The sequence below is a fragment of the Stenotrophomonas sp. YJH_SMC_138 genome, from assembly GCF_059369855.1.
In genome coordinates this window covers 60,851-84,393 of the sequence record NZ_JCAFTB010000013.1, presented here as the reverse complement: position 1 = coordinate 84,393, position 23,543 = coordinate 60,851, and the positions used below count along the sequence as shown (strand labels likewise).

Below are 23,543 nucleotides of genomic sequence, written 5' to 3'. Positions count from 1 at the left end.
GACCAGCGTCACGCCCTCGCCGGGCCACGGTGCGATCTGGCTGTCCAGGTAGTTGGCCGGAATGCGGAAAGTGTTCGGCCCGAGCTTCACGTCCACGGGCGCATCGGTATAGGTGTGGCCGTTGATCGTGCGGCCGGTCTGGGGTGCGCCGGACATGGCGGGATTCCTTTCGTGTTCGGTGGACGGCGGCCGTGCACACGCGCTGGCACTCGTTGCGACGGCGAGTGCAAGCGTCAGGCAACGGCCGGGGGACATCACGTGCATGGGCATTCCATTGCAGGGTTCCAGCGCCACTATAGGGAACCGGGCGTCAACGGAACAGGAACCGCGTCGCAGCCCTTCACGGCACCAGGCAGCGTTCCACCTGCAGCGACAGCGCCTGGCAGGCGTTGAACAGACCTTCGACCACGGCGGCGGAGGGACAGCAGGCAGGATCGTCGTTCTCCCGTGCCACATGCGCGGCATGCAGCACCGCGGTCAACGCCGTGATGCCCGAAACGCTGCGGGTCGCCAGGGCCATGTCGAAGGCGCGGCCGGGGCTCAGGCACATTTCACTCCAGGCCTCGCCATCAGCGCGCAGGTTCCTGCCGTGGCCTTTCAGGTGTGCAAAGAATGCCGATGGGGTGACGAACTCGGCTGATTCGCGGAGCGCGTCCTCCAGCGTTTCGGCCAAGGCAGCGGGAAGATCAAGTACAGCGGCACCCAGCAGCGCGTGCAGGCGGGGATGGTCGGGAAGACGTTCGGGCATGACGGCAACCTCACGATGTGGCCACCTGCAGATGCAAGGTGGCGGACGGTGCGGGTTGGCGTGCCGGATACGTACCGCTAAAGCCGGCGGATCGGAAGATCCCCACGCACCGTCCACCATGAGCCGGTAGGCGGTGCATTGTCGCGGTTGCAGCTTCGGCTGCAATCGCGACCGGTAGCGGTACGTAAGTTCGGGACGCCAATCCCGGCCAGGGCGAGTGCCTTGGCGCGGCGATGATGGGCGCACTCCATCGCCGAAGCAAAGTAGGAAAAGTCCGCGCTGACGCGTTCCTACGCTGGTTGCGTCACAGGATGGCGAACCGTCCACCGACTGACGTGCTTCGTTGATACATCGCGCCTGCCTGCGCGTACTACCCAACGATCACATCGAGCCGAACGCGACACGCCGACCATGGCGATCGCGCAGAAATTCGCAATACGCACGGCCTCCGCCTTCAGCTGGAGCACAGACGTTCCGCGCTGGATGCACACCGGGAACGCTTGCATGGAGGAGCCCACAGGCACATTCGAGCGCGATCTGATCACAACGAAATGTCTGCGCCACGCCATTTTCGTACGAGATCCGCGAGGTGAGGACTATAGTCGCCGACCTCAATGGATCAAGAGCTCATTATGGAATTCACTTCCTGGCGCAACATTCTTGTTGCCGCTGGCGTGGCGGTCGCACTTTCCGTGGCCGCCTACAACGACCATCACCGTCATGCCCTCACTGACGGTGCCGAAGGGCGCGATGCAGTGGGCCTCGTCACCGAGGTGCATTGGGATGAGAAAAGGGGCAGAAAGAGCAACTTCGTCCTGAATGTCGAGTTCGAAACCGAAGACGGCCAATCACGCGTCGAGAAGATCGCGGTCTCCAACGACCTTGGCAATCGGATGCGTGCCACCGACGAGGCGGAAGAGATTGATATCCGCTACAACGCCGAGGATCCATCGGTGGCTGTGGCTGTGGCCGCGGGCGAAGCGGACAACTCCCTGCTGTTGTTGTGGCTGGCAATCGCCTCCGCGCTGGTCACCCTGGCACTGCTGGCCACCCGGGTGGTGCAGGGCCGGAAAGCGCAGCCGGCCTGAGCCATCCAGGCGCGGGCGCATCCAGAATGCGCTCGCGCAGAGCCAAAAGTGTCTTCAACTCTGGCAATCGCCTTCCGTGCTTCCATGGCCGCGATAGGTTTCACCCCACTCGCGCATGGCCAGCAGCACCGGCACCAGCGTGCGCCCGAACTCGGACAGCTCGTATTCCACTTTCGGCGGCACTTCCGGGTACACGTGGCGGATCACCACGCCATCGGCTTCCAGTTCACGCAGCTGGCTGGTGAGCATGGACTGGGTGGCATTAGGCACCCGTCGCGTCAATTCCATGAAACGCCGCTTGCCGGTCATCAGGTGAAACAAAATGATCGGCTTCCACACGCCGCCCATCACCGACAGCGTGACCTCCACGGCACACCCGCTCTTGCCATCCCAACGCTTGCTACGCATGCATACTCCGGAAAACCATAGTACCTACGGAAAATCATCGTTCTTGTTGCGATAACGGTGGGAGCCTAGCATGGGGCCATCCACTGAACGTGAGCCCCCAACCATGAGTTTCAAGGCACTGCTGACCCGCAAGACGAACGACGGCGTATCCACGGAACTCGTCGATTTCAATGAAGCCGACCTGGTGGACGGCGACGTCCTGGTACAGGTCGAGTACTCCACGCTCAACTACAAGGATGCGCTTGCCCTCACCGGCAAGAGTCCGGTCATCCGGACGTTCCCGCTCATTCCCGGCATCGATCTGGCAGGCGTGGTGCTGGAATCCAGCAGGGCCGACTTCAAGCCAGGCGACCGCGTCGTGCTCAATGGCTGGGACCTGAGCATGAGCCACCACGGCGGCCTGGCACAGCGCGCCCGCGTACGCGGCGAATGGCTCAACCGGATTCCCGGCAACCTGAGCACCCGCGACGCCATGGCCATCGGCACCGCTGGCTATACCGCGATGCTGTGCGTGCTGGCCCTGGAGCATGCAGGGGTGACGCCTGCACAGGGCGATGTGCTGGTTACCGGTGCCAACGGCGGCGTCGGCTCGATTGCGGTGGCGATCCTTTCAAAGCTGGGTTATCGCGTGGTGGCCGCCACCGGGCGGCCGGAGCACGCCGAGTATCTGCACAACCTGGGTGCGGCCGAGATCATCGATCGTGCGCAGCTCTCGGAGCCGCGCGAGCGGCCGGTGAGTGCCGAGCGATGGGCCGGCGTGGTGGATGTGGCCGGCGGCCCAACGCTGGTCAATGCCATCGCCGAAACGAAGTACCGCGGTGCCGTGGCCGCCTGTGGCCTGGCCCAGAGCGATGCACTGCACGGCTCGGTGCTGCCCTTCATCCTGCGCAATGTGACCCTTGCGGGCGTGGATTCGGTGAATGCCCCACAAGAGGTTCGCCAGCGCGCCTGGGATCGGCTCGCGACCGACCTGGACCCGCAGAAGCTGGAAAGCACCGTGCAGCAGATCGGCCTCGCCGAGGTGCTGGATGTCTATGAGCAGATCATCCCCGGCAAGGTGCGCGGCCGCATTGTCGTGGATGTGAACGCCTGACGCCTGCCGCGCCGGCGAGGGTGCAATGCCATCGCTGGCGCGCGTGCGCGAGTGACCGGAAACCCAGCGCGCCATGCCAAGCCGCCTTATCATGGGGCGGCAAGGGCACTTTACGCCCAGTGACGTACGCAGGGCAGTATCTGGATGTCTATGGAATGGCGCCCCTCGGGCTGGGGCCAGCGTGTGACCCGCTCGCCGGACTGGCAGTTGCGGCTGGATGGCGAACAGCTCGCGCTTTTGATCGACGGCAGGCAGTACCGCCAGCAGGTGGCGAACGAACACAGCGTGCGGGTCGTTCGCGGCGTGCTCTGGTCCCGGGTCGAACTGACGACCGAGCACGGTGAAGCACTGTCCGTGGATGGGCTGCCCAACAGCCAGGGCTCCCGGCTTGCGGCTGCCGTGCAGCATATGCTTTTCGCGCGCTCCAGGCGGGGGCGCAAAGCACTGTTTGAGCGCGCTCTGGCGGAGATCCAGGCGTGGCTGGCCGAAGCAGACGCGCTTACCGACCGAGGCACCACCGGACGCCGCTGGATCACCCACGAACAGCAGCAGGCGTTGCTGGCCGACCGCCCCGCCCTGCCCCTGCCGCCCGCCGAGCTGGAGCAGCTGTTCCTCGACGAGGAGGTGCACGACGACCTGCACGCGCCCGGCCACCGCATGGCGCTGGACGCCCTGCACGACTGGCAGCTGGATTGGCCCGCCGTCTGGGCCGAGGCCAACGCGACCATGGCAGAGCGCGAGCGGGTGCTGGCCAAGGACTTCCTGGACCGGGTCGAGAGCAAGCCCCTGACCGAGGAACAAGCCCACGCCGTCATCTGCTTCGACAACCGGGTACAGGTCGTGGCCGCGGCCGGCTCTGGGAAAACCTCCACAATGGTCGCCAAGGCCGCTTATGCCATCGACCGCGGCTTTGTCGAACCCGAACGGATCGTGATGCTCGCCTTCAACAAGGACGCCGCCCAGGAGCTGGAGGAGCGCGCGCAGCGATGCTTCGACCGGCTCGGCATGGGCGACACCGTGGTGGAAGCCCGGACTTTCCACGCCCTGGGCCTGTCCATCATCGCCAAAGCCACAGGGCGCAAGCCGGATATCCCGGAATGGGCGGTCGACGCGACGCTGGGCTTCAACAAGCTGGCCGAACTGGTGGACGACCTGAAGGACCGCTCGACCCATTTCCGCACCCAGTGGGACATGTTCCGCCTGGTGTTCGGGCGCGACCTGCCGCCGTTCGGTGCCGACATGATGGCCGATGGTTACGACCGCGATGGCACGCCCTACATCCGCACCCTGAAGGGTGAGCGGGTGAAGAGCCTGGAGGAGTGCGTCATCGCCGATTGGCTGTTCTACAACGGCGTGGCGTACGACTACGAGCGGCGCTACGAATTCGATACCGCGACAGACACCCATCGCCAGTATCGCCCGGACTTCTACTATCCGGACGCCCAGCTGTATCACGAGCACTTTGCGCTGGATGCCGATGGCCAGCCGCCGAAGCACTTTGCCAACTACAGCGAAGGGATGCACTGGAAGCGCCAGCAGCATGTGGCGCGCGGCACCGCTCTGGTCGAGACGACGTCGTTTGGCCTGCGCAGTGGACAGGCCCTGCAGCATCTTGCCGAGCGGCTTGGCGCGTCTGATGTCGAGCTTGACCCGAACCCCGACCGCGAGCTGCCCGATCAAGGCGCCAAGCCGATGCCGGATGCTGACCTGATCGGACTGATGCGCACCTTCATTGCCCATGCCAAGAGCAACTGCCTGACACTGGACGATATGGCGGCGCGCCTGCGGCAGATGCCCGAGGATCAGTTCAAGGAACGCTACCGGCGCTTCCTGGAGATCGCCGGGCCGGTTTTCCAGGCCTGGGACAACGCACTGGCTGACGAGCGCAGCATCGACTTCGAAGACATGCTCAACATGGCGGCCGGGCTGCTGGAACAGGGCCACTATGAATCGCCCTACGAACTGGTGATGGCCGACGAATTCCAGGACGCATCGCGCGCCCGCGCGCGCCTCTGCCGTGCCCTGGTCAGCCAACCGGGCCGCCATCTGTTTGCGGTGGGCGATGACTGGCAATCGATCAATCGCTTCGCTGGCGCCGACGTTGCGGTGATGACTGGATTCGGCGAATGGATGGGCCATGGCCAGGTGCTGAAACTGGAGCAGACGTTCCGCTGCCCACAGGCACTGTGTGATGTGTCCAGCCGCTTCATCAGCCGCAACCCCGCGCAGATCGCCAAAAACGTTCGCTCTGCTGCGCCGGCAATGGGCCCGGTGCTGCAGGCGTTCCAGATGAACCGGCGCGAGGAGGTGCAGGATGGCGTTCGCCAGTACCTTGCGAAGCTGCACCAGCAACTGTTGTCAGGTGCAGTGCCGCAGGGCCGCACCGGGCGCGTGACGGTCTTTGTTCTGGGGCGGTATCGCGCGGATCGCGGTGCGATGCCTTCGGATTGGAAGACGGCCTTCGGCAGCACGATGGACGTCGAGTTCCTTACCGCACATCGATCGAAGGGGCGCGAGGCGGACTACGTGATCCTGCCGGGCATGATCAACCGCAGCTTCCCGAGCCTGCGCGCGGATGACCCGGTGCTTTCGCTGGCAATGCCGGACGGCGATACCTATCCGCTGAGCGAAGAACGGCGCCTGTTCTATGTCGCGCTGACGCGTGCGCGACGGTCGGTCGCGATGTTCACCCTGCAGGGAAAGCACTCGCCATTCCTGGATGAGCTGGTGAAGGACGGGGCAGTGGAAGTAACCGCGATTTCAGGCGCGGCCATCCACGAAGAGCGCTGCCCGGTGTGCAAGGTGGGCGTATTCGTGGACCGGAATGGGCCACATGGGGCGTTCCGGTCGTGCTCGAGTTACCCGTTGTGCCACAACAAGCCAACAGGTGGGCGTCGGGGCTGAATGCCGCTCCCTCCACATATGCCTGCCTGCATCAGGGCACATAGGCACCGTCTCGGTTTCGCCCCCGGCACGATGCGCGCCATGGCGTTTCCGGAAGCGAAAAAGCCCCGGCAGGACCGAGGCTTTTGTCTGGAGGGTGGCAAGGTTGCAGGGTATCGCAAGGTCCCCACACGTCCCCGCCGCGCCCTGCTACGGGATAATGCAGCCGTTCAGACGCAGGCATTGCATATAGTTCCGGGTGCAGATACTCAAGTTTGTACCTGACGCCTCGCATGCAATGTATTGGACCTCGCAGACGGAACAAGGGCCGGGGGCTTTCGCCGTGGCGCTACCGATTCCAAAGGTCAACGCACAGGCCGCAACAGCAACAGAAAGCTTGAATCCAATCTTCATGCCATGACTCCGTTGGTCGCCCTCCTTGGGCATCCGAAGCCTAGCGCGGGTGCCGGGTGCATTCAAATTTCCCGGCGCGAACGTTTGTGCACTTGAAATGATTACCGCCCTTGAATGAAGCAGTTCCCTGTTGTCAGAGGAATGCACCGGTTTATTCGTTCAACTGACCCTCGCGACCGGATGGCTGGCCAGCAAGGGCCGTAGCAACAAAAAAGCCCCTGTTCCCAGGGGCTCTTTGAAACAACTGGCGGAGAGAGTGGGATTCGAACCCACGGAAGGTTTAACCCTTCGCCGGTTTTCAAGACCGGTGCCTTAAACCGCTCGGCCATCTCTCCAATCGGGTCCCGGTCGCCCGGGCAGCGCCGTATTCTCGCACGTGAAGGGCATTTGCCCAAGACCACCTTGCCCCTGCCCTCCGCATCCGGCACGGTGGGGGCCTTCACCGCACTCGGAGCCGCCATGGCCCATCTCGATCTGGCCAACCTGCGCACCTGCCTGCTGGACGACACCCAGCTGGCCGCTGTGGCCCTGCACCGCACCTTCGCCGGGCACCTGCCGGTCAGCAGCGGGCACGTGGTGGTCTGCGATCCGCTGGTGCAGGCCGAGGCGCCTGCGCTGGCCGACTACACCGCCCCGCTGGGCCGGCATCCGGTCGAGATCATCGTGCACAGCGGCCGCCCGGCGTTGGCCGTGGTCTGGTTCAAGCCACGCGAAGCTCTCACCGCGACCGCCCTGCACTGGCAGATGGCGCGCTGGACCACGCAGGACCTGACCGGACTGGATGAGGACAGCTTCATCGGCTAGCCGGTCGACGCTGGCATCGGTTGCTTCATGGACACCGACACCCAGCAGGCGCTGCTGGCCCTGATCGAACGGGCCGATGGCGACGAAGAGAATGAATGGTCGGATGCACTGATCGACCACGATGGCCTGGATGAAGGCGCCGAATATCGCCCCTGGGGCGAGGACTCGCCGCACGGCCTGGTGGTGTTCACCAGCGGCTGGGGCGACGGTGTCTATCCCAGCTACTGGGCGCTGGATACGTCCGGCATTCCGGTCGCCCTGGTCACCGATTTCCTGTGCATCCAGGGCGGCGACGGGCGCGACGAGCGCGAGATTGCCGACCAGGCCTATCGCGACAACCTGCCAGCTGCGGAAGCCGAGGCGCTGGCGCGGCTGGTGGCTGCAGTAGAACGAGACGACGCGGAGGCATTGCAAACCCTGTTGGAGGATGCGCCGCAGCGCGCCAACCTGATCGAACCGGGCTGTGGCGGCACCGCCCTGTACGAGGCGATCCGCCTGGACCGTCCGCAGGCATTGCGGGTGCTGTTGCAGGGCGGCGCATTGCCGGCAATGCCCGAACGCCTGCACATGAGCAAGGTGACCAGCTATCTGGACTATGCGCGATTCCTGAAGAAGCCGCGCAGCGCGGAGCTGATGGCGGTGCTGGAAGCGCCCGTCGTTGCAGCCGGACCGCCACCGGCCGCACCGCGACGCCGTAGTTTCTGGGACCGGCTGTTCGGCCGGAACTGATCGGCGCCGGAATACAGCAACGCCGGGCATGGCCCGGCGCTACCTACCCGCCTTCTCAGCCGGCATCCACCGCCAGCGCACCCAGTGCACTGGCCTTGATCCGCTCCTTGGCCTTTTCACAGGCGCCACCGCAATCCAGGCGCGAGGCCTCCAGCTGCGGCGGCAGGTGCTCGGCCAGGAAGTCGATGAACACGCGCACCGCCGGCAGCAGGCCGCGGCGCGAGGCGAACACGGCGTGGCACACGCCCTGCGGCAGCGACCAGTCCGGCAGCACCACTTCCAGCTCGCCATTACGCACGGCGTCGGCGCACACGGTTTCCGGCAGCATGGTGATGCCGAAACCGTCCTTCACCATGCTCTGCAGCAGCGGGAAGTCGAAGCCGGCCACGCGCGGCTGCAGGTCGACCCGGCGCACTTCGCCTTCCGGGCCATGCAGTTCCCAGCGCTGGCGGGCTTCGTCTTCGCTGATGCTGAGGGTCACGTGCTGGGTCAGCTCTTCCGGGTCCTTGGGGCGGCCGGCGCGGTCGAGGTACTTCGGGCTGGCCACCAGCAGTTCCTGCACCTGGCCGAAGCTGCGCATCACCAGGCTGCCGTCGTCGTCCAGGCGCGAACGCACGCGCAGGGCCACATCGTAGCCTTCGTTGATGATGTCCACGCGGCGGTTGCTGATGTTCAGCTGCAGCCGCACCTTCGGATACTGCTCAAGGAACTTGGGCAGCAGCTTGGGCAGCTGCATCTGCGCCAGTGACACCGGCACGCTGGCGCGCACCACGCCGCGCGGTTCGGCGCTGAGGCGGTCCACCACTTCGCGGGCGGCCTGGGCCTCGGCCAGCATCGTCTGCGCATGGCGGTGCACGCTGGTGCCGACATCGGTGACCGCGAAACGGCGCGTGGAGCGCTGCAGCAGGCGCACGCCCAGGTCGGTTTCGAGCTGGCTGATGCGGCGGCTCAGTCGCGACTTGGGAATACCCAGCGCCCGCTCGGCGGCGGCAAATCCGCCGTGGTCGACCACCATCGCGAAGTAGTACAGGTCATTCAGGTCATGCATGCCCGAGTTCCATATCTAGAACAATACGTGGCATTCAATCACCTTTATTCCGCCTTTGCAACAACCTATCGTTCTCTCCGTCGGCGGGGCCACCCCGCCCCTTCCTCCCAGAACATAGGTGACTGCCATGAAGCTTCTGCATCTCGACGCCAGCGTGCTTGGCGACAACTCCGTCTCGCGCCAGCTGTCGGCCGCCGTGGTCGCCCGCCTCGCCAGCCAGATCGACGGCCTGCAGGTCGATTATCGCGATCTTGACGCCAATCCGGTACCGCACCTGCGCAGCAGCTCGCTGGCCAAGACCGACGCCGCTGAAGCGACCGATGCTGAACAGGTGATGCAGCAGTTCCTGGAGGCCGACATCGTGGTGATCGGCGCGCCGATGTACAACTTCAGCATCCCGTCCACGTTGAAGGCCTGGATCGACCGCGTGGCCGTGGCCGGCCGCACCTTCAAGTACACCGAGAACGGCCCGGTGGGCCTGGCCGGTGGCAAGCGGGTGATCATCGCCAGCAGCCGTGGCGGCATCTATACCGACTCGCCGGCCGACTTCCAGGAGCCGTTCCTGCGTCAGGTGTTCGCCTTCATGGGCATCAACGAAGTCGAGTTCGTGCGCGCCGAGGGCATCGCCTACTCGCCGCAGCACCGTGAAGACGCCATCGCCGGTGCGCTGGCGGCGCTGCCGTCGCACGAAGCGGCCGAAGCCGTCGCGGCGTAACGCGTTCCAACGTTCGGCGCCCCTCCCTCCTCGTCTGGGCGCTGAACGCGGGCCGGGATCCCCTCCCCCTCCCGGCCCACCCTGGCGGCCCCGCTGTGCGGGGCCGTTTTCTTTTGCGGCGCGCTAGGCTGGGGGCATGAACTACATCGTGACGGCTGCGCACCGCAGCGAATTTCCGCACCCGATCATCCTGCGCCGCGGCCAGGCGCTGGTGGTGGGCGAACGTTATGAAGGCCCGGAGGGCTGGGACGACTGGTTCCTCTGCGAGGCCGAGGGGCAGCAGCCCGGATTCGTGCCGGCGCCGGTGATCGGCCGCGATGCGCAGGGTGGCGCGTTTGCCACGCAGGATTACTGCGCGCGCGAACTGGATGTGGACCCCGGCCAGACGCTGCGCTGGATGCGCACGCTCAATGGCTGGGCATGGTGCGTGCCGGAGAACGGCGAACCGGGATGGGTGCCGCTGGAGAAGCTGCGGGCCATAAAGGAGAGCCGAGCATAGGCTCGGCTCTACACAGATCTGTAGCGCCCGAGCCCATGCTCGGGCGGCGGCGCGCAGCGCCGGCTATCAGCCAATGGTTTCCAGGCCACCCATGTACGGGCGCAGGGCCTCCGGCACGGTGATGCTGCCGTCGGCGTTCTGGTAGTTCTCCATCACCGCGATCATCGCGCGGCCAACGGCCACGCCCGAGCCGTTCAGCGTGTGCGCCAGCTCCGGCTTGCCGGTGGCCGGGTTGCGCCAGCGCGCCTGCATGCGGCGGGCCTGGAAGTCACCACAGTTCGAGCACGAGGAAATCTCGCGGTAAGTTTCCTGCGACGGCAGCCAGACTTCCAGGTCGTAGGTCTTCACCGCCGAGAAGCCCATGTCGCCGGTGCACAGCAGCACCTTGCGGTACGGCAGGCCCAGCTTTTCCAGCACCACTTCGGCGCAGCGGGTCATGCGCTGGTGTTCGGCGTCGCTGTCTTCCGGGCGGCTGATCGAGACCAGCTCGACCTTCTCGAACTGATGCTGGCGGATCATGCCGCGCACGTCGCGGCCACCGCTGCCAGCCTCGGAACGGAAGCACAGCGAGTGCGCGGTCATGCGCAGCGGCAAGCACTCCAAGTCGAGAATCTCACCACGCACAGTGTTAGTCAGCGGCACTTCGGCAGTGGGGATGAGATATCGATCCTTATGGCTCTGGATGATTCCATCCAGCGAGTGTAGCGCACGCAATTCGTTTGACTGGGCAGCAGATTTCAAGTCTTCCCAGTCGCTGAATTCCGCAACAAATTTAGCCTTCGTATGCTCGTCAGGGAGCTTAAAAGTAGCAAACAGATCGTCCTCAAACTTCGGCAGCTGACCGGTTCCACGCAGCGAGTCCGCATTCACAATCACTGGAACGTTCAACTCCATGTAGCCGTGTTCATCGACGTGCAGGTCGACCATGAACTGGGCCAGGGCGCGGTGCAGGCGCGCGATCGGGCCACGCAGCACGGTGAAGCGCGAGCCGGACAGCTTGGCCGCGGTCTCGCCGTCCAGCCAGCCGTTGCGGGCGCCCAGTTCGACGTGGTCGAGCACCTTGAAATCGAACTGGCGCGGGGTACCCCAGCGCGCCTGCTCGACGTTGTCGTTCTCGTCGGCACCTGCCGGCACGTCGTCGGCCGGCAGGTTCGGAATGCCCATCGAGATCGCTTCGATCTTCTCGCGCAGCTCGTCCAGCGCCACTTCCGAAGCCTTCAGCTCGTCGGCGAAGGCAGCGACCTCGGCCATGATGGCCGAGACGTCCTCGCCCTTGGCCTTGGCCTGGCCGATGGCCTTGGAACGGCTGTTGCGCAGGCTCTGCAGCTCCTGGGTCCGCACCTGGATGCGCTTGCGATCCGCCTCCAGGGACTCCAGGGCAGACACGTCGAGCTCGAAGCCGCGGCTGGTGCGCAGGCGTTCGGCGAGGTCGGCGGGCTGGTGGCGGAGCAGGGCTGGATCAAGCATGGCAGGTGTCGTGGTGGGTATCAGGGATGGGATTATCGCTTGTTATACGGATTTCTGCCGCCCGGTTCATTCCTGGCGTGGCAGAATCGGGCTATTCCGTACTGGTCCGGTCCATGTCTGCACCCCGCTCGTCGTCCGCCAAGTCGTTCACTGTGCATATCCCGCGCAACGCCCTGAAGATCGCCGGCATCGCCTTCGGCGTGGGCGTGCTGTTGTTCGTGCTGGTCTGGTTGACCGGCCGCGACAAGGAGTTCTTCCGTGCCGATCCGGCCGCGCAGACCCCGCAGGAGACCGCGCAGGTGGAACCGCTGCCGGAACCGCTGGCCGCCGCCGCAGGCTCCAGCGACATGCCCGATGCCAAGCCGGCCCCGGTAGAGGACGACGCCCCGAAGCTGGTCGAAACCGCCCCGCCGCCGCCGGCGCCCATCGCTGAACCGGCCCCGGCCACGCCGAGCCCTGCGCCAGCCGCCACCGGCAACAGCCAACCGATGCCGATTGCCGGCCAGTCGCCGCCGCCGGCCTACCCGGCCGCGGCCCTGCGCGCGGGCGAGTCCGGCAGCGTGGTGGTGCGCGTGGACGTGGATGCCACCGGCTACCCGAACAATGCCACGGTCATCCAGCGCAGCGGCTCACGCGAGCTCGACCGTGCCGCCACCGACGCCGTGCGCCGCTGGCGTTTCACCCCGGCGCAGAGCAACGGCCAGGCCGTACCGGGCAGCATTGAAGTGCCGTTCGACTTCAAGACCCAGTAACTGAACGTTTCCCGGCAGGCAACCTGAACCCTGCCGGTGACGTTGACGCAACGCTGACACTTCCCGCCACTGGCCCGCGCAACACTCTCCCCGTCGTCCATTGACGGAAGGAGTTTGCGATGACCGCCACCACCCACGAAGACCTTCATTCGCCGCAGCTGCAGCAGGACGCCAGCGAACAGCACAAGCCCACGTCGCCCTGGATGTGGATCGCGCTGATCGTGGCGATGTTTGCCGCCGCGCTGCTCTGGCTGCGTCACTCGAATCAGGAAGACGTGGCGCCGGCACCGGTCGGCGAGCGCATGCTGCCCGCCCCCGAGCAGGCGCCGGTGGCCGACGCGCAGGAGCCGGCGGCCCGCCAGGCCGCACCGGTCGGCAACCAGCGCAAAGCCGCCCCTGCGGTACGCAATCGCGAGGCGCGCCCGCTGGCAGGCAACATCAAGCCGACCTACCCCGCCGCCGCGCTGCGTAATGGCGTACAGGGCAGCGTGATCGCCAGCCTGAATGTCGATAGCCGCGGCCAGGTGACCAATGCCGCGATTGTTTCGCGCAGCGGCGAACGCAGCCGTGATCTGGATCGCGCGGTGCTGAGCGCCGTGCAGAACTGGAAGTTCCAGCCGGCGATGCATGAAGGCCGTGCAGTGGCCAGTGTGGTGCGGGTCCCGGTGGATTTCCGTACCGAACAGCGTTGATCGCGGACGAGGGGTTCGTGATGTTTAGACGGAGGCTTCGGCCTCCGTCCTTTTATCTGGAGAGGCGTGCCAACCAGGGTTGGCACCTACCGGGCGATGTGAGCGTGCCAACCAGGGTTGGCACCTACCGGGCGATGTGAGCGTGCCAACCAAGGTTGGCACCTACCGGAAAACGCGATCCGCCGATCAGGCCAGGTTGAAGCCGGCGCTGCGCGCCAGGCCATCGAAGTCCGGGAAGGACGTGGCGACGTTGGCGATGTCGTTGATGCGCACTTCGCCGTCGCTGATCTGGCCGGCAATGGTGAATGCCATGGCGATGCGATGGTCGCCGTGGCTTTCGATGGTGCCACTCCCCAGCCGAGCCCCGCCGTGCAGGGTGGCGCCATCCTCGGTCTCGTCCACCTGCATGCCCAGCGCGCGCAGGCCAGTGGCCATCGCCGCAAGACGATCGGATTCCTTCACCCGCAGTTCGGCAGCACCGCTCACCACGGTCTGGCCTTCGGCGGCGGCGGCGGCCACGAACAGCGCCGGGAACTCGTCGATCATGTCCGGCACCAGTGCTTCGGGAATACGCGCGCCCTTCAGCGGAGCGTAGCGCACCACCAGATCGGCCACCGGCTCACCGCCCTGCTCGGCCGGATTCTCTTCGCTGATATCCGCCCCCATCAGGCGCAGCGCGTGCAGCAGGCCGGTGCGACGCGGGTTCAGGCCGACCTGCTTCAGGCGCAGCTCGGAGCCGGGAATGATGCTGGCGGCGACCAGGTAGAACGCCGCCGAGGAAAAATCGGCCGGCACTACGATGTCCGTGGCGCGCAGGCGCTGGCCGCCCCGCAGGCGCGCCTTGCCCGGCGAGAATTCGATGTCCACGCCGAACGCGGACAGCATGCGTTCGGTGTAGTCGCGGGTCGGGTGGGGTTCCACCACGCGGGTTTCGCCCTGCGCGTACAGGCCGGCCAGCAGCACGGCCGACTTGATCTGTGCGCTGGCCACCGGCGAGGCGAAGTCGATGCCATGCAGCGTCTGGCCGCCATGCACGTGCAGCGGCGGCGTGCCGTCGTCCTGGGTATCGATCCTTGCGCCCATCTGCGACAGCGGGCCGGTGACACGGCGCATCGGGCGGCCGGACAGCGACTCATCGCCGATCAGCGTGCAGTCGAACGCCTGGCCCGCCAGCAGGCCGGCCAGCAGGCGCATGCCGGTGCCGGCATTGCCGCAGTCCAGCGGTGCCTCCGGCGCTTTCAGGCCGTCGATACCGACGCCGTGCACGATGCGCTGCGACGGGCTGGGGGTTTCGATGCGCACACCCAGCTGGCTGAAGATGCGCGCGGTGGCGCGGGTGTCCTCGCCTTCCAGGAAGCCTTCGATATGCGAAGTACCATCGGCCAGCGCGGCGAACATCACCGAGCGGTGCGAGACCGACTTGTCGCCGGGAATGGTCAGGCTGCCCTGCAGCGGCTGGCCCTTGCGGGCGATCCAGTGTTGCGCGTTGCTCATCGTTCGATCGTTCCGTAAACGCCGGCAGCGCCGGCGATGCATCAGGGAGCGGCGGCCAGGGCCGCCACAGCAGCACTCAGGGCACGGCCACCGGGTAGGAGCCCAGCACCTTGATCTGCGCCGAGTGCGCTTCCAGTTCGGCCAGCGCCGCCTGCATCGGCGCGTCGTCGATGTGGCCGGCCAGGTCGATGAAGAAGCCGTATTCCCACTTGCCGTGGTGCGACGGCCGCGACTCGATGCGGTTCATGCTGATGCCGTGGCGGGCGAACGGGCTGAGCACATCGAACAGCGCACCGGGCTTGTCATGGATGAACACCAGCACCGAGGTGCGGTCGTGACCGGAGGTCGGGAAGATGTTGCGGCCCACCACCAGGAAGCGGGTGGTGTTGTCGGCATCATTCTGGATCGGCTTGGTGACCACCTTCTTCAGGCCGTACACGTGGCCGGCACTCTCGCCGCCGATGGCCGCCGCGTCGTCGGCGTTGCGCGCGCGACGCGCACCCTCGGCATTGCTCGACACCGGAATCTTCTCGGCCTTCGGCAGGTTGGCGCGCAGCCACGCCGAGGTCTGCATGAACGACTGCGGATGCGCGTAGATGCGCTCGATGTCCTCGATGCGGCCGCTGCGCGACATCAGGAACTGCTGCACGCGCAGTTCCACTTCGCCACAGATCTTCAGGTTGGAGGTCAGGAACATGTCCAGGGTGATCTGGATGGTGCCCTGTCCCGAATTCTCCACCGGCACCACGCCGAAATCGGCGTTGCCTGCTTCCACTTCCTGGAACACTTCCTCGATGCTGGCCATCGGCAGGCCCAGCGCGGAGCGGCCGAAGTGCTTGAGCACGGCCTGCTGGCTGAAGGTGCCTTCCGGGCCGAGGTAGCCGATCTTCAGCGGCTCCTGCTGGGCCAGGCAGGCCGACATGATCTCGCGATAGACATGCACCAGCAGCTCGTCGCTGAGCGGGCCTTCATTGCGGTCCACCACCATGCGCAGCACCTGCGCTTCGCGCTCGGGGCGGTAGTAGTCGACAGCGGCGGCCAGCTTGCCCTTGGCCTTGCCGACCTGGTGGGCGAAGCGCGCGCGCTCGGCGATCAGGCTCTGGATGTCACGGTCGATCTGGTCGATCTTCGAGCGCACATCGGCCAGCGCCAGCGGTGCCAGGGTGGGTGCCGGGTTCGAGGCGGCCTTGGCCTTGCCCTTCGCCTTGCTGGGCGCGCTGTCCTTGGCCGGTTCGGCCTTCTTCGGCGCCTTCTTGCTGGATTTGCTGCTTGCCATCGGAATTCCTTGTTGCGGGACCCGCACCCGACGGTGCGCGCCGTTCATTGCTCAGCCGTGACGCTGCTGGAAATCGGCCATGAAGGCGACCAGCGCCTCGGCCCCGGCCAGCGGCATGGCGTTGTACAGCGAGGCACGGATGCCCCCGACCACCTTGTGTCCCTTCAGCGCCAGCAGGCCGGCGGCCTTGGCTTCGGCGACGAAGCGGGCATCAAGCCCGGCATCGGGCAGGAAGAACGGGATGTTCATCCGCGAGCGTGCCGCATGCGCGACCTCGTTGCGGTAAAAGCCGCCGGAGCCATCGATGGCGCCGTACACCAGTGCCGCCTTGGCGGCATTGCGCCTGGCGAATTCGGCCACGCCGCCTTCGGCCAGCATCCACTTGAACACCAGGCCGGCCAGGTACCAGTTCCAGGTTGGCGGGGTGTTGAGCATCGAATCGCGGGCGACATGCGAGCGGTAATCGAAGATGTCCGCGCGCGGCTGGCCAGTACGCTCGAGCAGATCGCGGCGGACGATCATCACTGCGATGCCGACCGGGCCCAGGTTCTTCTGCGCGCCGGCATAGATCACACCGTAGCGGCGTACATCCAGCGGCTCGCTGGCGATGGACGAGCTGAAGTCCGCCACCAGCGGCACATCGCCGGTATCCGGCACATCACGGAACTCGACGCCGTGGATGGTCTCGTTGGCGGTGATGTGCACATAGGCGGCGTCGGGCGAGAGCTGCCAGTCGGCGCGGGGCGGCAGCGTGCGATAGCCGTCGGGCTCGCTGCTGGCGGCAATGTTGACGTCGACGTAGACGCCGGCCTGCTTGACCGCAGTCTTTCCCCAATGGCCACTGACCACGTAGTCGGCGCGCTGGCCGGGGCTGGCGAAGTTGAGCGGGATCAGCGCCTGCTGGGTGGTGGCACCACCGGACAGGAACAGCACCGCGTAGTCGTCGGGGATATCGAGCAGGCGGCGCAGGTCGGCCTCGGCCTCGGCGGCCACGGACATGAATTCCGCGCCGCGATGGCTCATTTCCACGATCGAGGCACCACTACCGTGCCAGTCCAGCATTTCCGCCTGCGCCTGGCGCAGGACCGATTCCGGCAAGGTCGCAGGGCCGGCACTGAAGTTGAACGCGCGCGTCATGTCACACCTGTGGGGCAAGACCCCTAGTATGCCGCAGTGCACCAGCCTTGCGGCCTAGTGCGGCAAGGGAAATTTGGTTTCATTGGAATCCATTCGCCGCCGGCGTGGCGCTGGTAGTCGCCGACCTTGGTCGGCGTACGCCGTCAGGCGTCATGCCCGCCGAAAAAGCGTGCCGACCAAGGTCGGCACCTACCAAAGCCGTGTGCTGCCAGGCGTCAAGCCCGCCGACGGAGCGTGCCGATCAAGGTCGGCACCCACCAGCGCGCGGACCCAGCGGATTCAGATCAGCGCGCGCCGAACCAGAGCAGCAGGCTGAGCAGTGCGGCCAGCAGCAGCGCACTCACCAGCAGCCACGGCCAGCGCCGGACCCTGCGCGGCGCGGCCGGCAGCACCGGCGCCTGCTCGGCCTCGTGGCTGGCGTCGTCCTCGGCGGGCAGCGGCCGCCGGCGCGGATCGTGCGGCACTTCCAGCACGAACCGGTGCTGGCCATCGAACACGACCTGGTCGCCGGCCTGCAGCCAGCAGTGGCGCACGGCCACGCCGTTGACCCGGGTACCGTCGGCGCTGCCCAGGTCGCGCAGCAGCACGCGCTCGCCGTGCACTTCCACGCGGGCATGCTGTTCGGCGAAGGCCGGGTCATCGATGGCGATGTCGGCCTCGTTGCCGCGGCCGATCAGGCGGGCCTGCGACAGGGTGAAACTGCGGCCATGGTGCAGGCCACCGACACCGCGCAGCAGTCGTTGCTGCTCGTCGCTGCCATCCTCGTTCTTCGGCGCAGGCGCCTGCAGCAGGCTCTCGACTTCGCCCTGCAGCACCATCTCCACGCCATCCACGTATACCGCATCGCCCGCGCGCAGCAGGGCCATCCGGCGCACCGGTCGACCATTGACGTGGATGCCGCGGATGCCATTGCCGACCTGCAGCCAGAGGCCGCGATCGTCCATGCAGAACTGGGCCAGCAGCAGGGCGCCGTGGCCGGCATCACCGAGCCGCACGCTGCCGTTGGCCTGGCGCACGATGCGCTGCACCCCGGGCCGCAGGGGCTGGTCGGGCTGTTGTTGCTGACTGAAGTGAACTAGCAGGTTCTGCACGCGGCGCAGCCTAGCAGGTTGGTCGCCAACGAAGAAGAACCCACGATGAGTGCTTGGCGCGGCGGCCCTTGATGCGCACAATGCTCGCCCTCTTTGATCATCCCCGCCCTGCGCCAGGAGCCTGCATGTCCACCATCGATGTCCGCCACGCCCACGCCCTGCCCGACGCACAGGCGCGCGCCGCGATCGAACAGGTCGCTGCCAAGCTGTCCGAGCGCTTCGGCCTGAAGTCGTCCTGGACCGCCGACGTCCTGAACTTCTCCGGCAGCGGTGTGGACGGTGCGATCGAACTGCAGCCGGGCGCCGTGCGCGTGACCGCCAAGCTCGGTTTCCTGCTGTCGGCGATGAAGGGCATGGTCGAAGGCGAGATCCAGCGCGTGCTGAAGGAAAAGCTGGGCTGAACCCCAGCGGCGGCCATCACGGCCGTGCAACGCCACCGCGCGCTACTCTCGGGGCAGGCCCAACTCCCACGGGAAGTGCGATGAACCACTACGAGAACGACGACCGCCGCAACGACGACGCCTCTTTCGGTGACCAGGCCGAGCGCTTCTCGCGCAAGCTCAGCGATTCGGCGCAACAGGTCTGGCTGGCCGGGCTGGGTGCGCTGGGGCGCGCGCAGGCCGAGGGCAGCCGCTTCTTCGACGGCCTGGTGAAGGAAGGCGAAGCCTGGGAAGCCCGCCGCCGTGAACGCAGCGGCGAACAGGGCCCGGGCTGGCGTGACAACGTCGAAACCTCACTGGACGAGGCCCGCGAGAAGGCCTCCGGCACCTGGAACAAGGTCGAGAAGGCCTTTGATGACCAGGTACAGGGCGTGCTCAAGCGCCTGCATGTACCCACTGCCGACGAGGTGACCGCGCTGGAAGCCCGCATCGATGCCCTGCACGCGCGCCTGGCCAGGCTGGAAAACCGGGCAGCTTCGGGTGCAGATGCCCCCGCCCCGGGCAGCCATCAATCGCCGGACAGCATTCCCTGAGCGCAATTGTTGCAATGCAATAAATTTTGATTGACAATCGCGAGCAACCCGCCAATCGCTTCGGCTGCCGTTTGTTCCCTCCCCTCACGGCTTCAGGATTGGCGGGTTTTTCGTGTCCGCCGTATACCGATCTGCGCGCTCCATCACGCTTCCTGTCAGGAACATCCTGACCCAGCCGGGCACCGCGACCTTTACACTGTCGCTCTCCGCTTTCGCCCCTTCCGCCCTACTCCTGCATGCTCCCCTGGATCCTGGCCCTGCTGTCGGCCCTGCTTACCTGTTCCCTGGCCGTTGTCTATCTGTGGTGGATCAAGCGGCGGCAGAAGGAGATGCAACTCGGCCTGCAGGCTCTGGCAGGCATGCACTGGCGCGAATTCTCGGTTCTGGTCAAGCGCATGCTGCGCGAACAGCGCGGCCTGCGTGAGCTGATCGATCCGGCCGAAGATGCCCGCGAGCCGAGCAGCGACTTTCTGCTCAGCGATGGCCCCAATCAATGGCTGGTGTCGTGCAAGCACGGCCTGGCCTACCGCATCGGCACCGCCGCGGTGAACGAACTGGGTGCGGCCGCGCGCCTGGCCGGCGCCAAGGGTGGCGTACTGCTGACCGAAGGCCGTATCGAACGCGACGGCCGTGGCGCCGCCGAGAAGCAGGCGGTTGAAGTGCTGGACGGGCCGCGCCTGTGGCCGTTGCTGCAGCCCTACCTGCCCGGCGACATCGAAGCGCGCGTGCGCGCCAGCGCCCGGCACGAAGCGCTGCGCCGAATTGCCATTGCCGCACTGGGTGCGGCCACGCTGGGGCTGATTGTCGGCCTGGGTCTGCAGGGCCTGCATGTGGAAGAGGCCACTCCGGTCGCTGCGGCGCCGGTGGTGGCAACGCCTTCGGCCGCGCCTTCAGCCGCACCCGCCCCGATCGAAGCAGTCCCTGCGGCCGCCCCCGCTCCCACGCCTGCCGTCGCCCCCGCGACCGACGCGCGCAGCAATCCCAACCCGGATGCCGCCACGCTGGAGCGCTTCCAGGCCGATCTGGCCCGTGCCCTGGCCGGCAAGCCCGGCATCGCCAGCGGTGTCTGGCTGACCCGGCAGACGCTGGCGATCAACCGCACCGGCGAACTGGACGCGGTGTGGCCGCTGGTCTGCGAGGAAGTGCTGCACTACCCCGCGCTGCGCAACGTGCGCATCCAGCTCAACGCCCGCCCCGGCGTGGATGAGCCCGTACGCTGGCGGCAGTGCGCTACGTATTGATGGCGCAGCATCCGCGCATGGCGTGGATATACTGAATCCCGATGCGCGACCCCTTGGTAGATCCACGCCACGCGTGGATGCCTTTGCAGAGTTGAGCCACGCGCGAACAGCAGCCGAGCATGGGCTCGGCTCCACATGGCGCCTGCTCAGCCCAATGCCGCGAGATGGGCGATGTAACTGGAGCGCGATTCACCCGCCGCTCTGGCCTGCGCATCCAGCCTCGCCAGGATCCGGCGTGGCAGGCTGATATTGACCCGCTCGATGGTGTCGTCCAGCAGAGCCGGATCAACGCAGATGTACGCAAGAATCCAACAGATGTCCTTGGATGCCTCGGCGGCGATCTTCTGCGGCGCTGAAGGTGTCGGAATCGAGCGCCCCTCATCCAGGGCCACATCAATCCAGGCGAGCGCCGCCTCTTCCGCCGCAGTGAGCGCATCATCAAGCGTGTCGGCCGCTGAGAAGCACCCCGGCAGATCTGGAACGACCACACCCCACGCGGTGCGCTCATCGCCCGCCTCGATCAAGACTGGATATCGCATGGGCCCTCCTACGTCAGTCCTGCGAGCTTCCGCAACGCCTGCACCAGCCCTTTCCCCAGATCCTTCCTTGGGTGAGGAACGGTGATGATGTGAGGGTGCTGCGAGTGCACGAATACATGATGGGATCCGCGGATCCGACGACAGATCCAACCTGCCGCTTCCAGTTCCCGGATGAGGTCCCTGCTCTTCATGCAGGGACGATACACATCGTACACACGCCCCGACAGAGTTCAAGGCGACAGTCGTTTCGGCAGAGTAGATCCACGCCATGCGTGGATGGAATCCCTATCGCGCGCCCGGCGCGAAGCGCGCCACCAGGTCCCAGGCATCCCCCAGGAACACCTGGCGAACGCGGGTGATCGGCTGTTCGCCACGCCAGGTCAGGCGTTCGATCACCAGGCAGGCGGTACCGGGCTTCACATCCAGCAGCCTGGCGGTGGCAGTATCCGCGCCCCAGGCACTGATGCGATGCTGGGCACGGGTCCAGGACACGTTCTGCAGCAGCCAGCTGCCCGGGGCGGTGGTGCTGAAGTCGACCTCCAACACCTCGGGCACGCCCACCGGGCTGATCAGGCGGTGCTCAAGCGCCAGCGGGCGGCCATCGGCCAGGTGCAGGCAGCGCATCGCCAGCAGCATTTCGCTGCCGGCCAGCTCGACTTCGCCGGCATTGCCGGCATCGGCCAGGCGCAGGTCGCGCTGCAGCAGTCGATAGGCGTACTGATGTCCCCGCGAGCCGACTTCCATCGCGATATCGGGAATCTCCAGCGCCACCTGCTCCAGGTGCGGTGGCTGACGCGCCACGAACGAACCCGCGCGACGGCGGCGCTCGATCATGCCGCTCTCGGCCAGTGCGGTCAGCACCTTGTTCACCGTCATCCGCGAGCATCCGTACTGCTCCATCAACTCGTGCTCGTACGGAATCCGGAAGCCCGGCGCCCACTCTCCACTGAGGATGCGGCTTTCCAGATCGCTGCGGATACGCTGGTTGAGCGTGGCGGACTTGCTGGCCTTCACGTAATGGGGTCTCGGTGGCGGGAGGCGATCAGCCCAGCACGCCGCGCAGGGCGGCAGCGAAGGCGCTGGTGATCGCCTCGCGCTGCAGGTGGCGGCCCTCGGCCACGCACTGGCGGCCATGGCGCCAGACCGATCGCAGCGCGCCATTACGTGCGGCGAACACCCAGCTGTCAAGCCATGCGTCATCCTGTCGCGCCTGCAGCGCCGGGTGTGCGGCGTCCAGTTCAACCAGGTCGGCACTGGCGCCCACCTGCAGGCCAGCGGCCACGCCCAGCGCCTGTGCACCACCGTGCAGTGCGCCTTCGAACAGGAAGCGGCCGGTGCTGCGGGTGGCATCCGGGGCCAGTACGTTGCGACCGCGCAGGGTCAGACGCTGGCCGTATTCGAGCAGGCGCAGTTCTTCGGCCGCGTCGATCAGCACATTGGAATCGGAACCGACGCCGAAGCGCCCGCCCTCGCGCGCGAACGCCTGCATCGGGAACAGGCCGTCGCCCAGGTTGGCCTCGGTGATCGGGCACAGGCCGGCCACGGCTTGGCTGGCCACAATGGCCGCGCGCTCGTCATCGGTGATGTGGGTGGCATGCACCAGGCACCAGCGCGCATCCACCGGCGCATGGTTGTACAGCCACTGCACCGGGCGCTGGCCGCTCCAAGCCAGGCAGGCCTCCACTTCGCGCACCTGCTCGGCGATGTGGATGTGGACCGGGCCGTCGGTCAGCGGCAGCAACGCACTCAGTTCCTCGCCGGTGACCGCACGCAGGCTGTGCGGTGCGATGCCGAGCACCGCGTCGGGCAGCGCGGCCAATGCCGGCTTGGCGGCCTCCAGCAGCTGCGCGAAGCCGTCCACGTCGTGGATCAGGCGCCGCTGCGCTGGATTCGGCGCCGCCCCGCCGAAATCGGCATGTGCATAGAACACCGGCAGCAGGGTCAAGCCAATGCCGGTCTGGTCGGCGGCGGCGGCGATCCGCGCACTCATCTCGGCGCGGTTGGTATACGGCCGGCCGTCGGCATCGTGGTGCAGGTAATGGAACTCGCCGACGCGGGTGAAGCCACTTTCCAGCATTTCCATATAGGCCTGGGCGGCAATGGCCTGCACCGCGTCTGGGCGCAGGTGGGCCAGGAAACGGTACATCAGCTCGCGCCAGCTCCAGAAGCTGTCACCGTCGCCGCCGCCGATCTCGGTCAGCCCGGCCATGCCGCGCTGGAAAGCATGGCTGTGCAGGTTGGGCAGGCCCGGCACCAGGATGCCGACGCGGGTGTCGCCCGACTGCGCGCCCTGCCCCGTGCTGATGGCCGCGATGCGACCGTCCTGCACCTGCAGGCGGACATCGCGGACCCAACCCTCGGCCAGCAGGGCGTGGGCGGCATGGAAACTGTGCGGGGAACGCGAATCGGACATGGCTGGACAACCCGAAATGGACGCCTATATTGTATAGAC

Annotated in this window: 22 protein-coding genes, 1 tRNA gene and 2 pseudogenes; 11 read left to right on the top strand and 14 right to left on the bottom strand. The window is 66.5% G+C overall.

All coding sequences use genetic code 11. The features are described from left to right. Positions 1–264: pseudogene (locus AC5P7I_RS20505) on the bottom strand (hypothetical protein); the annotation flags it as partial. 76 nt (positions 265–340) lie between these two features. Next, positions 341–748, bottom strand: coding sequence for a hypothetical protein (locus tag AC5P7I_RS20500; protein WP_014647606.1), 408 nt, complete (start codon positions 746–748; stop codon positions 341–343). Between the two features lie 632 nt (positions 749–1,380). Between AC5P7I_RS20500 and AC5P7I_RS20495 the strand changes: the two genes are divergently transcribed. After that, on the top strand, positions 1,381–1,836 hold the full coding sequence (locus AC5P7I_RS20495) for a DUF3592 domain-containing protein (protein ID WP_075076630.1): 456 nt from the start codon (positions 1,381–1,383) through the stop codon (positions 1,834–1,836). 54 nt (positions 1,837–1,890) lie between these two features. Here AC5P7I_RS20495 and AC5P7I_RS20490 read toward each other — a convergent pair whose 3' ends face one another. Further along, a complete protein-coding gene (locus AC5P7I_RS20490) occupies positions 1,891–2,244 on the bottom strand; it encodes a winged helix-turn-helix transcriptional regulator (RefSeq protein ID WP_262087020.1) in 354 nt (117 codons plus the stop codon). Positions 2,245–2,347: 103 nt separating this feature from the next. Here AC5P7I_RS20490 and acuI point away from each other — a divergent pair, with 103 nt between their 5' ends. After that, entirely contained in the window at positions 2,348–3,337 is a 990-nt protein-coding gene (acuI, locus tag AC5P7I_RS20485; RefSeq protein WP_262087022.1) for an acrylyl-CoA reductase (NADPH), read from the top strand. A gap of 150 nt (positions 3,338–3,487) precedes the next feature. After that, the gene (locus AC5P7I_RS20480; protein ID WP_262087024.1) at positions 3,488–6,241 is read left to right on the top strand and encodes a UvrD-helicase domain-containing protein; all 2,754 of its coding nucleotides are present in this window, start codon (positions 3,488–3,490) and stop codon (positions 6,239–6,241) included. Positions 6,242–6,879: 638 nt separating this feature from the next. Here AC5P7I_RS20480 and AC5P7I_RS20475 read toward each other — a convergent pair. Further along, a tRNA-Ser gene (locus AC5P7I_RS20475) sits at positions 6,880–6,969 on the bottom strand. Positions 6,970–7,093: 124 nt separating this feature from the next. Between AC5P7I_RS20475 and AC5P7I_RS20470 the strand changes: the two are divergent. Further along, positions 7,094–8,167, top strand: a pseudogene (locus AC5P7I_RS20470) (DUF4241 domain-containing protein). A gap of 55 nt (positions 8,168–8,222) precedes the next feature. Here the strand turns inward: AC5P7I_RS20470 and AC5P7I_RS20465 are convergent. Continuing rightward, positions 8,223–9,215, bottom strand: a complete 993-nt coding sequence (locus tag AC5P7I_RS20465) for a LysR family transcriptional regulator (RefSeq protein ID WP_005410175.1) — start codon at positions 9,213–9,215, stop codon at positions 8,223–8,225. 127 nt (positions 9,216–9,342) lie between these two features. Here AC5P7I_RS20465 and AC5P7I_RS20460 point away from each other — a divergent pair, with 127 nt between their 5' ends. After that, complete coding sequence (locus AC5P7I_RS20460; protein WP_014647610.1) at positions 9,343–9,930, top strand: FMN-dependent NADH-azoreductase; 588 nt, start codon at positions 9,343–9,345, stop codon at positions 9,928–9,930. Between the two features lie 136 nt (positions 9,931–10,066). Further along, positions 10,067–10,429, top strand: coding sequence for an SH3 domain-containing protein (locus tag AC5P7I_RS20455; RefSeq protein ID WP_262087026.1), 363 nt, complete (start codon positions 10,067–10,069; stop codon positions 10,427–10,429). A gap of 66 nt (positions 10,430–10,495) precedes the next feature. On the opposite strand, the gene serS is transcribed toward AC5P7I_RS20455, so the two are convergent. Continuing rightward, positions 10,496–11,896 carry a serine--tRNA ligase gene (gene serS, locus AC5P7I_RS20450; RefSeq protein ID WP_126411114.1) on the bottom strand — a complete coding sequence of 467 codons (1,401 nt, stop codon included), beginning with the start codon at positions 11,894–11,896 and terminating at the stop codon, positions 10,496–10,498. A gap of 113 nt (positions 11,897–12,009) precedes the next feature. Between serS and AC5P7I_RS20445 the strand changes: the two genes are divergently transcribed. Further along, positions 12,010–12,648 (top strand): energy transducer TonB, encoded by a 639-nt coding sequence (locus AC5P7I_RS20445; RefSeq protein WP_262087033.1) that lies wholly within the window; start codon positions 12,010–12,012, stop codon positions 12,646–12,648. A 119-nt stretch (positions 12,649–12,767) separates the two neighbouring features. Then, positions 12,768–13,340, top strand: coding sequence for an energy transducer TonB (locus AC5P7I_RS20440; protein WP_046431429.1), 573 nt, complete (start codon positions 12,768–12,770; stop codon positions 13,338–13,340). A 186-nt stretch (positions 13,341–13,526) separates the two neighbouring features. On the opposite strand, the gene aroA is transcribed toward AC5P7I_RS20440, so the two are convergent. From aroA to AC5P7I_RS20420, 4 genes are all read right to left on the bottom strand, one after another. Next, a complete protein-coding gene (gene aroA, locus AC5P7I_RS20435; RefSeq protein ID WP_262087035.1) occupies positions 13,527–14,834 on the bottom strand; it encodes a 3-phosphoshikimate 1-carboxyvinyltransferase in 1,308 nt (435 codons plus the stop codon). A gap of 76 nt (positions 14,835–14,910) precedes the next feature. Then, positions 14,911–16,110 (bottom strand): prephenate dehydratase, encoded by a 1,200-nt coding sequence (gene pheA / locus AC5P7I_RS20430; protein ID WP_014647616.1) that lies wholly within the window; start codon positions 16,108–16,110, stop codon positions 14,911–14,913. A 51-nt stretch (positions 16,111–16,161) separates the two neighbouring features. Next, positions 16,162–17,247 (bottom strand): 3-phosphoserine/phosphohydroxythreonine transaminase, encoded by a 1,086-nt coding sequence (gene serC, locus AC5P7I_RS20425; protein ID WP_014647617.1) that lies wholly within the window; start codon positions 17,245–17,247, stop codon positions 16,162–16,164. A 284-nt stretch (positions 17,248–17,531) separates the two neighbouring features. Next, positions 17,532–18,338, bottom strand: coding sequence for an FHA domain-containing protein (locus tag AC5P7I_RS20420; RefSeq protein ID WP_032961655.1), 807 nt, complete (start codon positions 18,336–18,338; stop codon positions 17,532–17,534). 125 nt (positions 18,339–18,463) lie between these two features. Here AC5P7I_RS20420 and AC5P7I_RS20415 point away from each other — a divergent pair, with 125 nt between their 5' ends. The 3 genes from AC5P7I_RS20415 (at position 18,464) to AC5P7I_RS20405 (ending at position 20,552) form a co-directional block, all read left to right on the top strand. Beyond that, entirely contained in the window at positions 18,464–18,739 is a 276-nt protein-coding gene (locus AC5P7I_RS20415) for a polyhydroxyalkanoic acid system family protein (protein WP_005417302.1), read from the top strand. A gap of 80 nt (positions 18,740–18,819) precedes the next feature. Beyond that, a complete protein-coding gene (locus AC5P7I_RS20410; RefSeq protein WP_032961659.1) occupies positions 18,820–19,311 on the top strand; it encodes a phasin family protein in 492 nt (163 codons plus the stop codon). 236 nt (positions 19,312–19,547) lie between these two features. Next, positions 19,548–20,552: a restriction endonuclease gene (locus AC5P7I_RS20405; RefSeq protein ID WP_262087038.1), complete on the top strand. Its 1,005-nt coding sequence runs from the start codon at positions 19,548–19,550 to the stop codon at positions 20,550–20,552. Between the two features lie 146 nt (positions 20,553–20,698). Here AC5P7I_RS20405 and AC5P7I_RS20400 read toward each other — a convergent pair whose 3' ends face one another. The 4 genes from AC5P7I_RS20400 to AC5P7I_RS20385 form a co-directional block, all read right to left on the bottom strand. Further along, positions 20,699–21,091: a type II toxin-antitoxin system HicB family antitoxin gene (locus tag AC5P7I_RS20400; RefSeq protein WP_041863589.1), complete on the bottom strand. Its 393-nt coding sequence runs from the start codon at positions 21,089–21,091 to the stop codon at positions 20,699–20,701. An 8-nt stretch (positions 21,092–21,099) separates the two neighbouring features. Next, the gene (locus AC5P7I_RS20395) at positions 21,100–21,282 is read right to left on the bottom strand and encodes a type II toxin-antitoxin system HicA family toxin (RefSeq protein ID WP_080053039.1); all 183 of its coding nucleotides are present in this window, start codon (positions 21,280–21,282) and stop codon (positions 21,100–21,102) included. Positions 21,283–21,376: 94 nt separating this feature from the next. Then, a complete protein-coding gene (hutC, locus tag AC5P7I_RS20390; protein ID WP_032957259.1) occupies positions 21,377–22,105 on the bottom strand; it encodes a histidine utilization transcriptional repressor HutC in 729 nt (242 codons plus the stop codon). A gap of 28 nt (positions 22,106–22,133) precedes the next feature. Beyond that, positions 22,134–23,504 carry a formimidoylglutamate deiminase gene (locus tag AC5P7I_RS20385; protein ID WP_262087042.1) on the bottom strand — a complete coding sequence of 457 codons (1,371 nt, stop codon included), beginning with the start codon at positions 23,502–23,504 and terminating at the stop codon, positions 22,134–22,136. Positions 23,505–23,543 lie beyond the last annotated feature (39 nt).

Bases quoted from the DNA above. Each gene is read 5' to 3' on its own strand.
- AC5P7I_RS20465 (WP_005410175.1), bottom strand. From the start codon at position 9,215: ATGCATGACCTGAATGACCTGTACTACTTCGCGATGGTGGTCGACCAC.
- acuI (WP_262087022.1), top strand. From the start codon at position 2,348: ATGAGTTTCAAGGCACTGCTGACCCGCAAGACGAACGACGGCGTATCC.
- AC5P7I_RS20415 (WP_005417302.1), top strand. From the start codon at position 18,464: ATGTCCACCATCGATGTCCGCCACGCCCACGCCCTGCCCGACGCACAG.
- serS (WP_126411114.1), bottom strand. From the start codon at position 11,896: ATGCTTGATCCAGCCCTGCTCCGCCACCAGCCCGCCGACCTCGCCGAA.
- AC5P7I_RS20455 (WP_262087026.1), top strand. From the start codon at position 10,067: ATGAACTACATCGTGACGGCTGCGCACCGCAGCGAATTTCCGCACCCG.
- pheA (WP_014647616.1), bottom strand. From the start codon at position 16,110: ATGGCAAGCAGCAAATCCAGCAAGAAGGCGCCGAAGAAGGCCGAACCG.
- AC5P7I_RS20385 (WP_262087042.1), bottom strand. From the start codon at position 23,504: ATGTCCGATTCGCGTTCCCCGCACAGTTTCCATGCCGCCCACGCCCTG.
- AC5P7I_RS20495 (WP_075076630.1), top strand. From the start codon at position 1,381: ATGGAATTCACTTCCTGGCGCAACATTCTTGTTGCCGCTGGCGTGGCG.
- AC5P7I_RS20410 (WP_032961659.1), top strand. From the start codon at position 18,820: ATGAACCACTACGAGAACGACGACCGCCGCAACGACGACGCCTCTTTC.
- AC5P7I_RS20440 (WP_046431429.1), top strand. From the start codon at position 12,768: ATGACCGCCACCACCCACGAAGACCTTCATTCGCCGCAGCTGCAGCAG.
- aroA (WP_262087035.1), bottom strand. From the start codon at position 14,834: ATGAGCAACGCGCAACACTGGATCGCCCGCAAGGGCCAGCCGCTGCAG.
- AC5P7I_RS20405 (WP_262087038.1), top strand. From the start codon at position 19,548: ATGCTCCCCTGGATCCTGGCCCTGCTGTCGGCCCTGCTTACCTGTTCC.
- AC5P7I_RS20480 (WP_262087024.1), top strand. From the start codon at position 3,488: ATGGAATGGCGCCCCTCGGGCTGGGGCCAGCGTGTGACCCGCTCGCCG.
- AC5P7I_RS20400 (WP_041863589.1), bottom strand. From the start codon at position 21,091: ATGCGATATCCAGTCTTGATCGAGGCGGGCGATGAGCGCACCGCGTGG.
- serC (WP_014647617.1), bottom strand. From the start codon at position 17,247: ATGACGCGCGCGTTCAACTTCAGTGCCGGCCCTGCGACCTTGCCGGAA.
- AC5P7I_RS20445 (WP_262087033.1), top strand. From the start codon at position 12,010: ATGTCTGCACCCCGCTCGTCGTCCGCCAAGTCGTTCACTGTGCATATC.
- AC5P7I_RS20500 (WP_014647606.1), bottom strand. From the start codon at position 748: ATGCCCGAACGTCTTCCCGACCATCCCCGCCTGCACGCGCTGCTGGGT.
- AC5P7I_RS20395 (WP_080053039.1), bottom strand. From the start codon at position 21,282: ATGAAGAGCAGGGACCTCATCCGGGAACTGGAAGCGGCAGGTTGGATC.
- AC5P7I_RS20490 (WP_262087020.1), bottom strand. From the start codon at position 2,244: ATGCGTAGCAAGCGTTGGGATGGCAAGAGCGGGTGTGCCGTGGAGGTC.
- AC5P7I_RS20460 (WP_014647610.1), top strand. From the start codon at position 9,343: ATGAAGCTTCTGCATCTCGACGCCAGCGTGCTTGGCGACAACTCCGTC.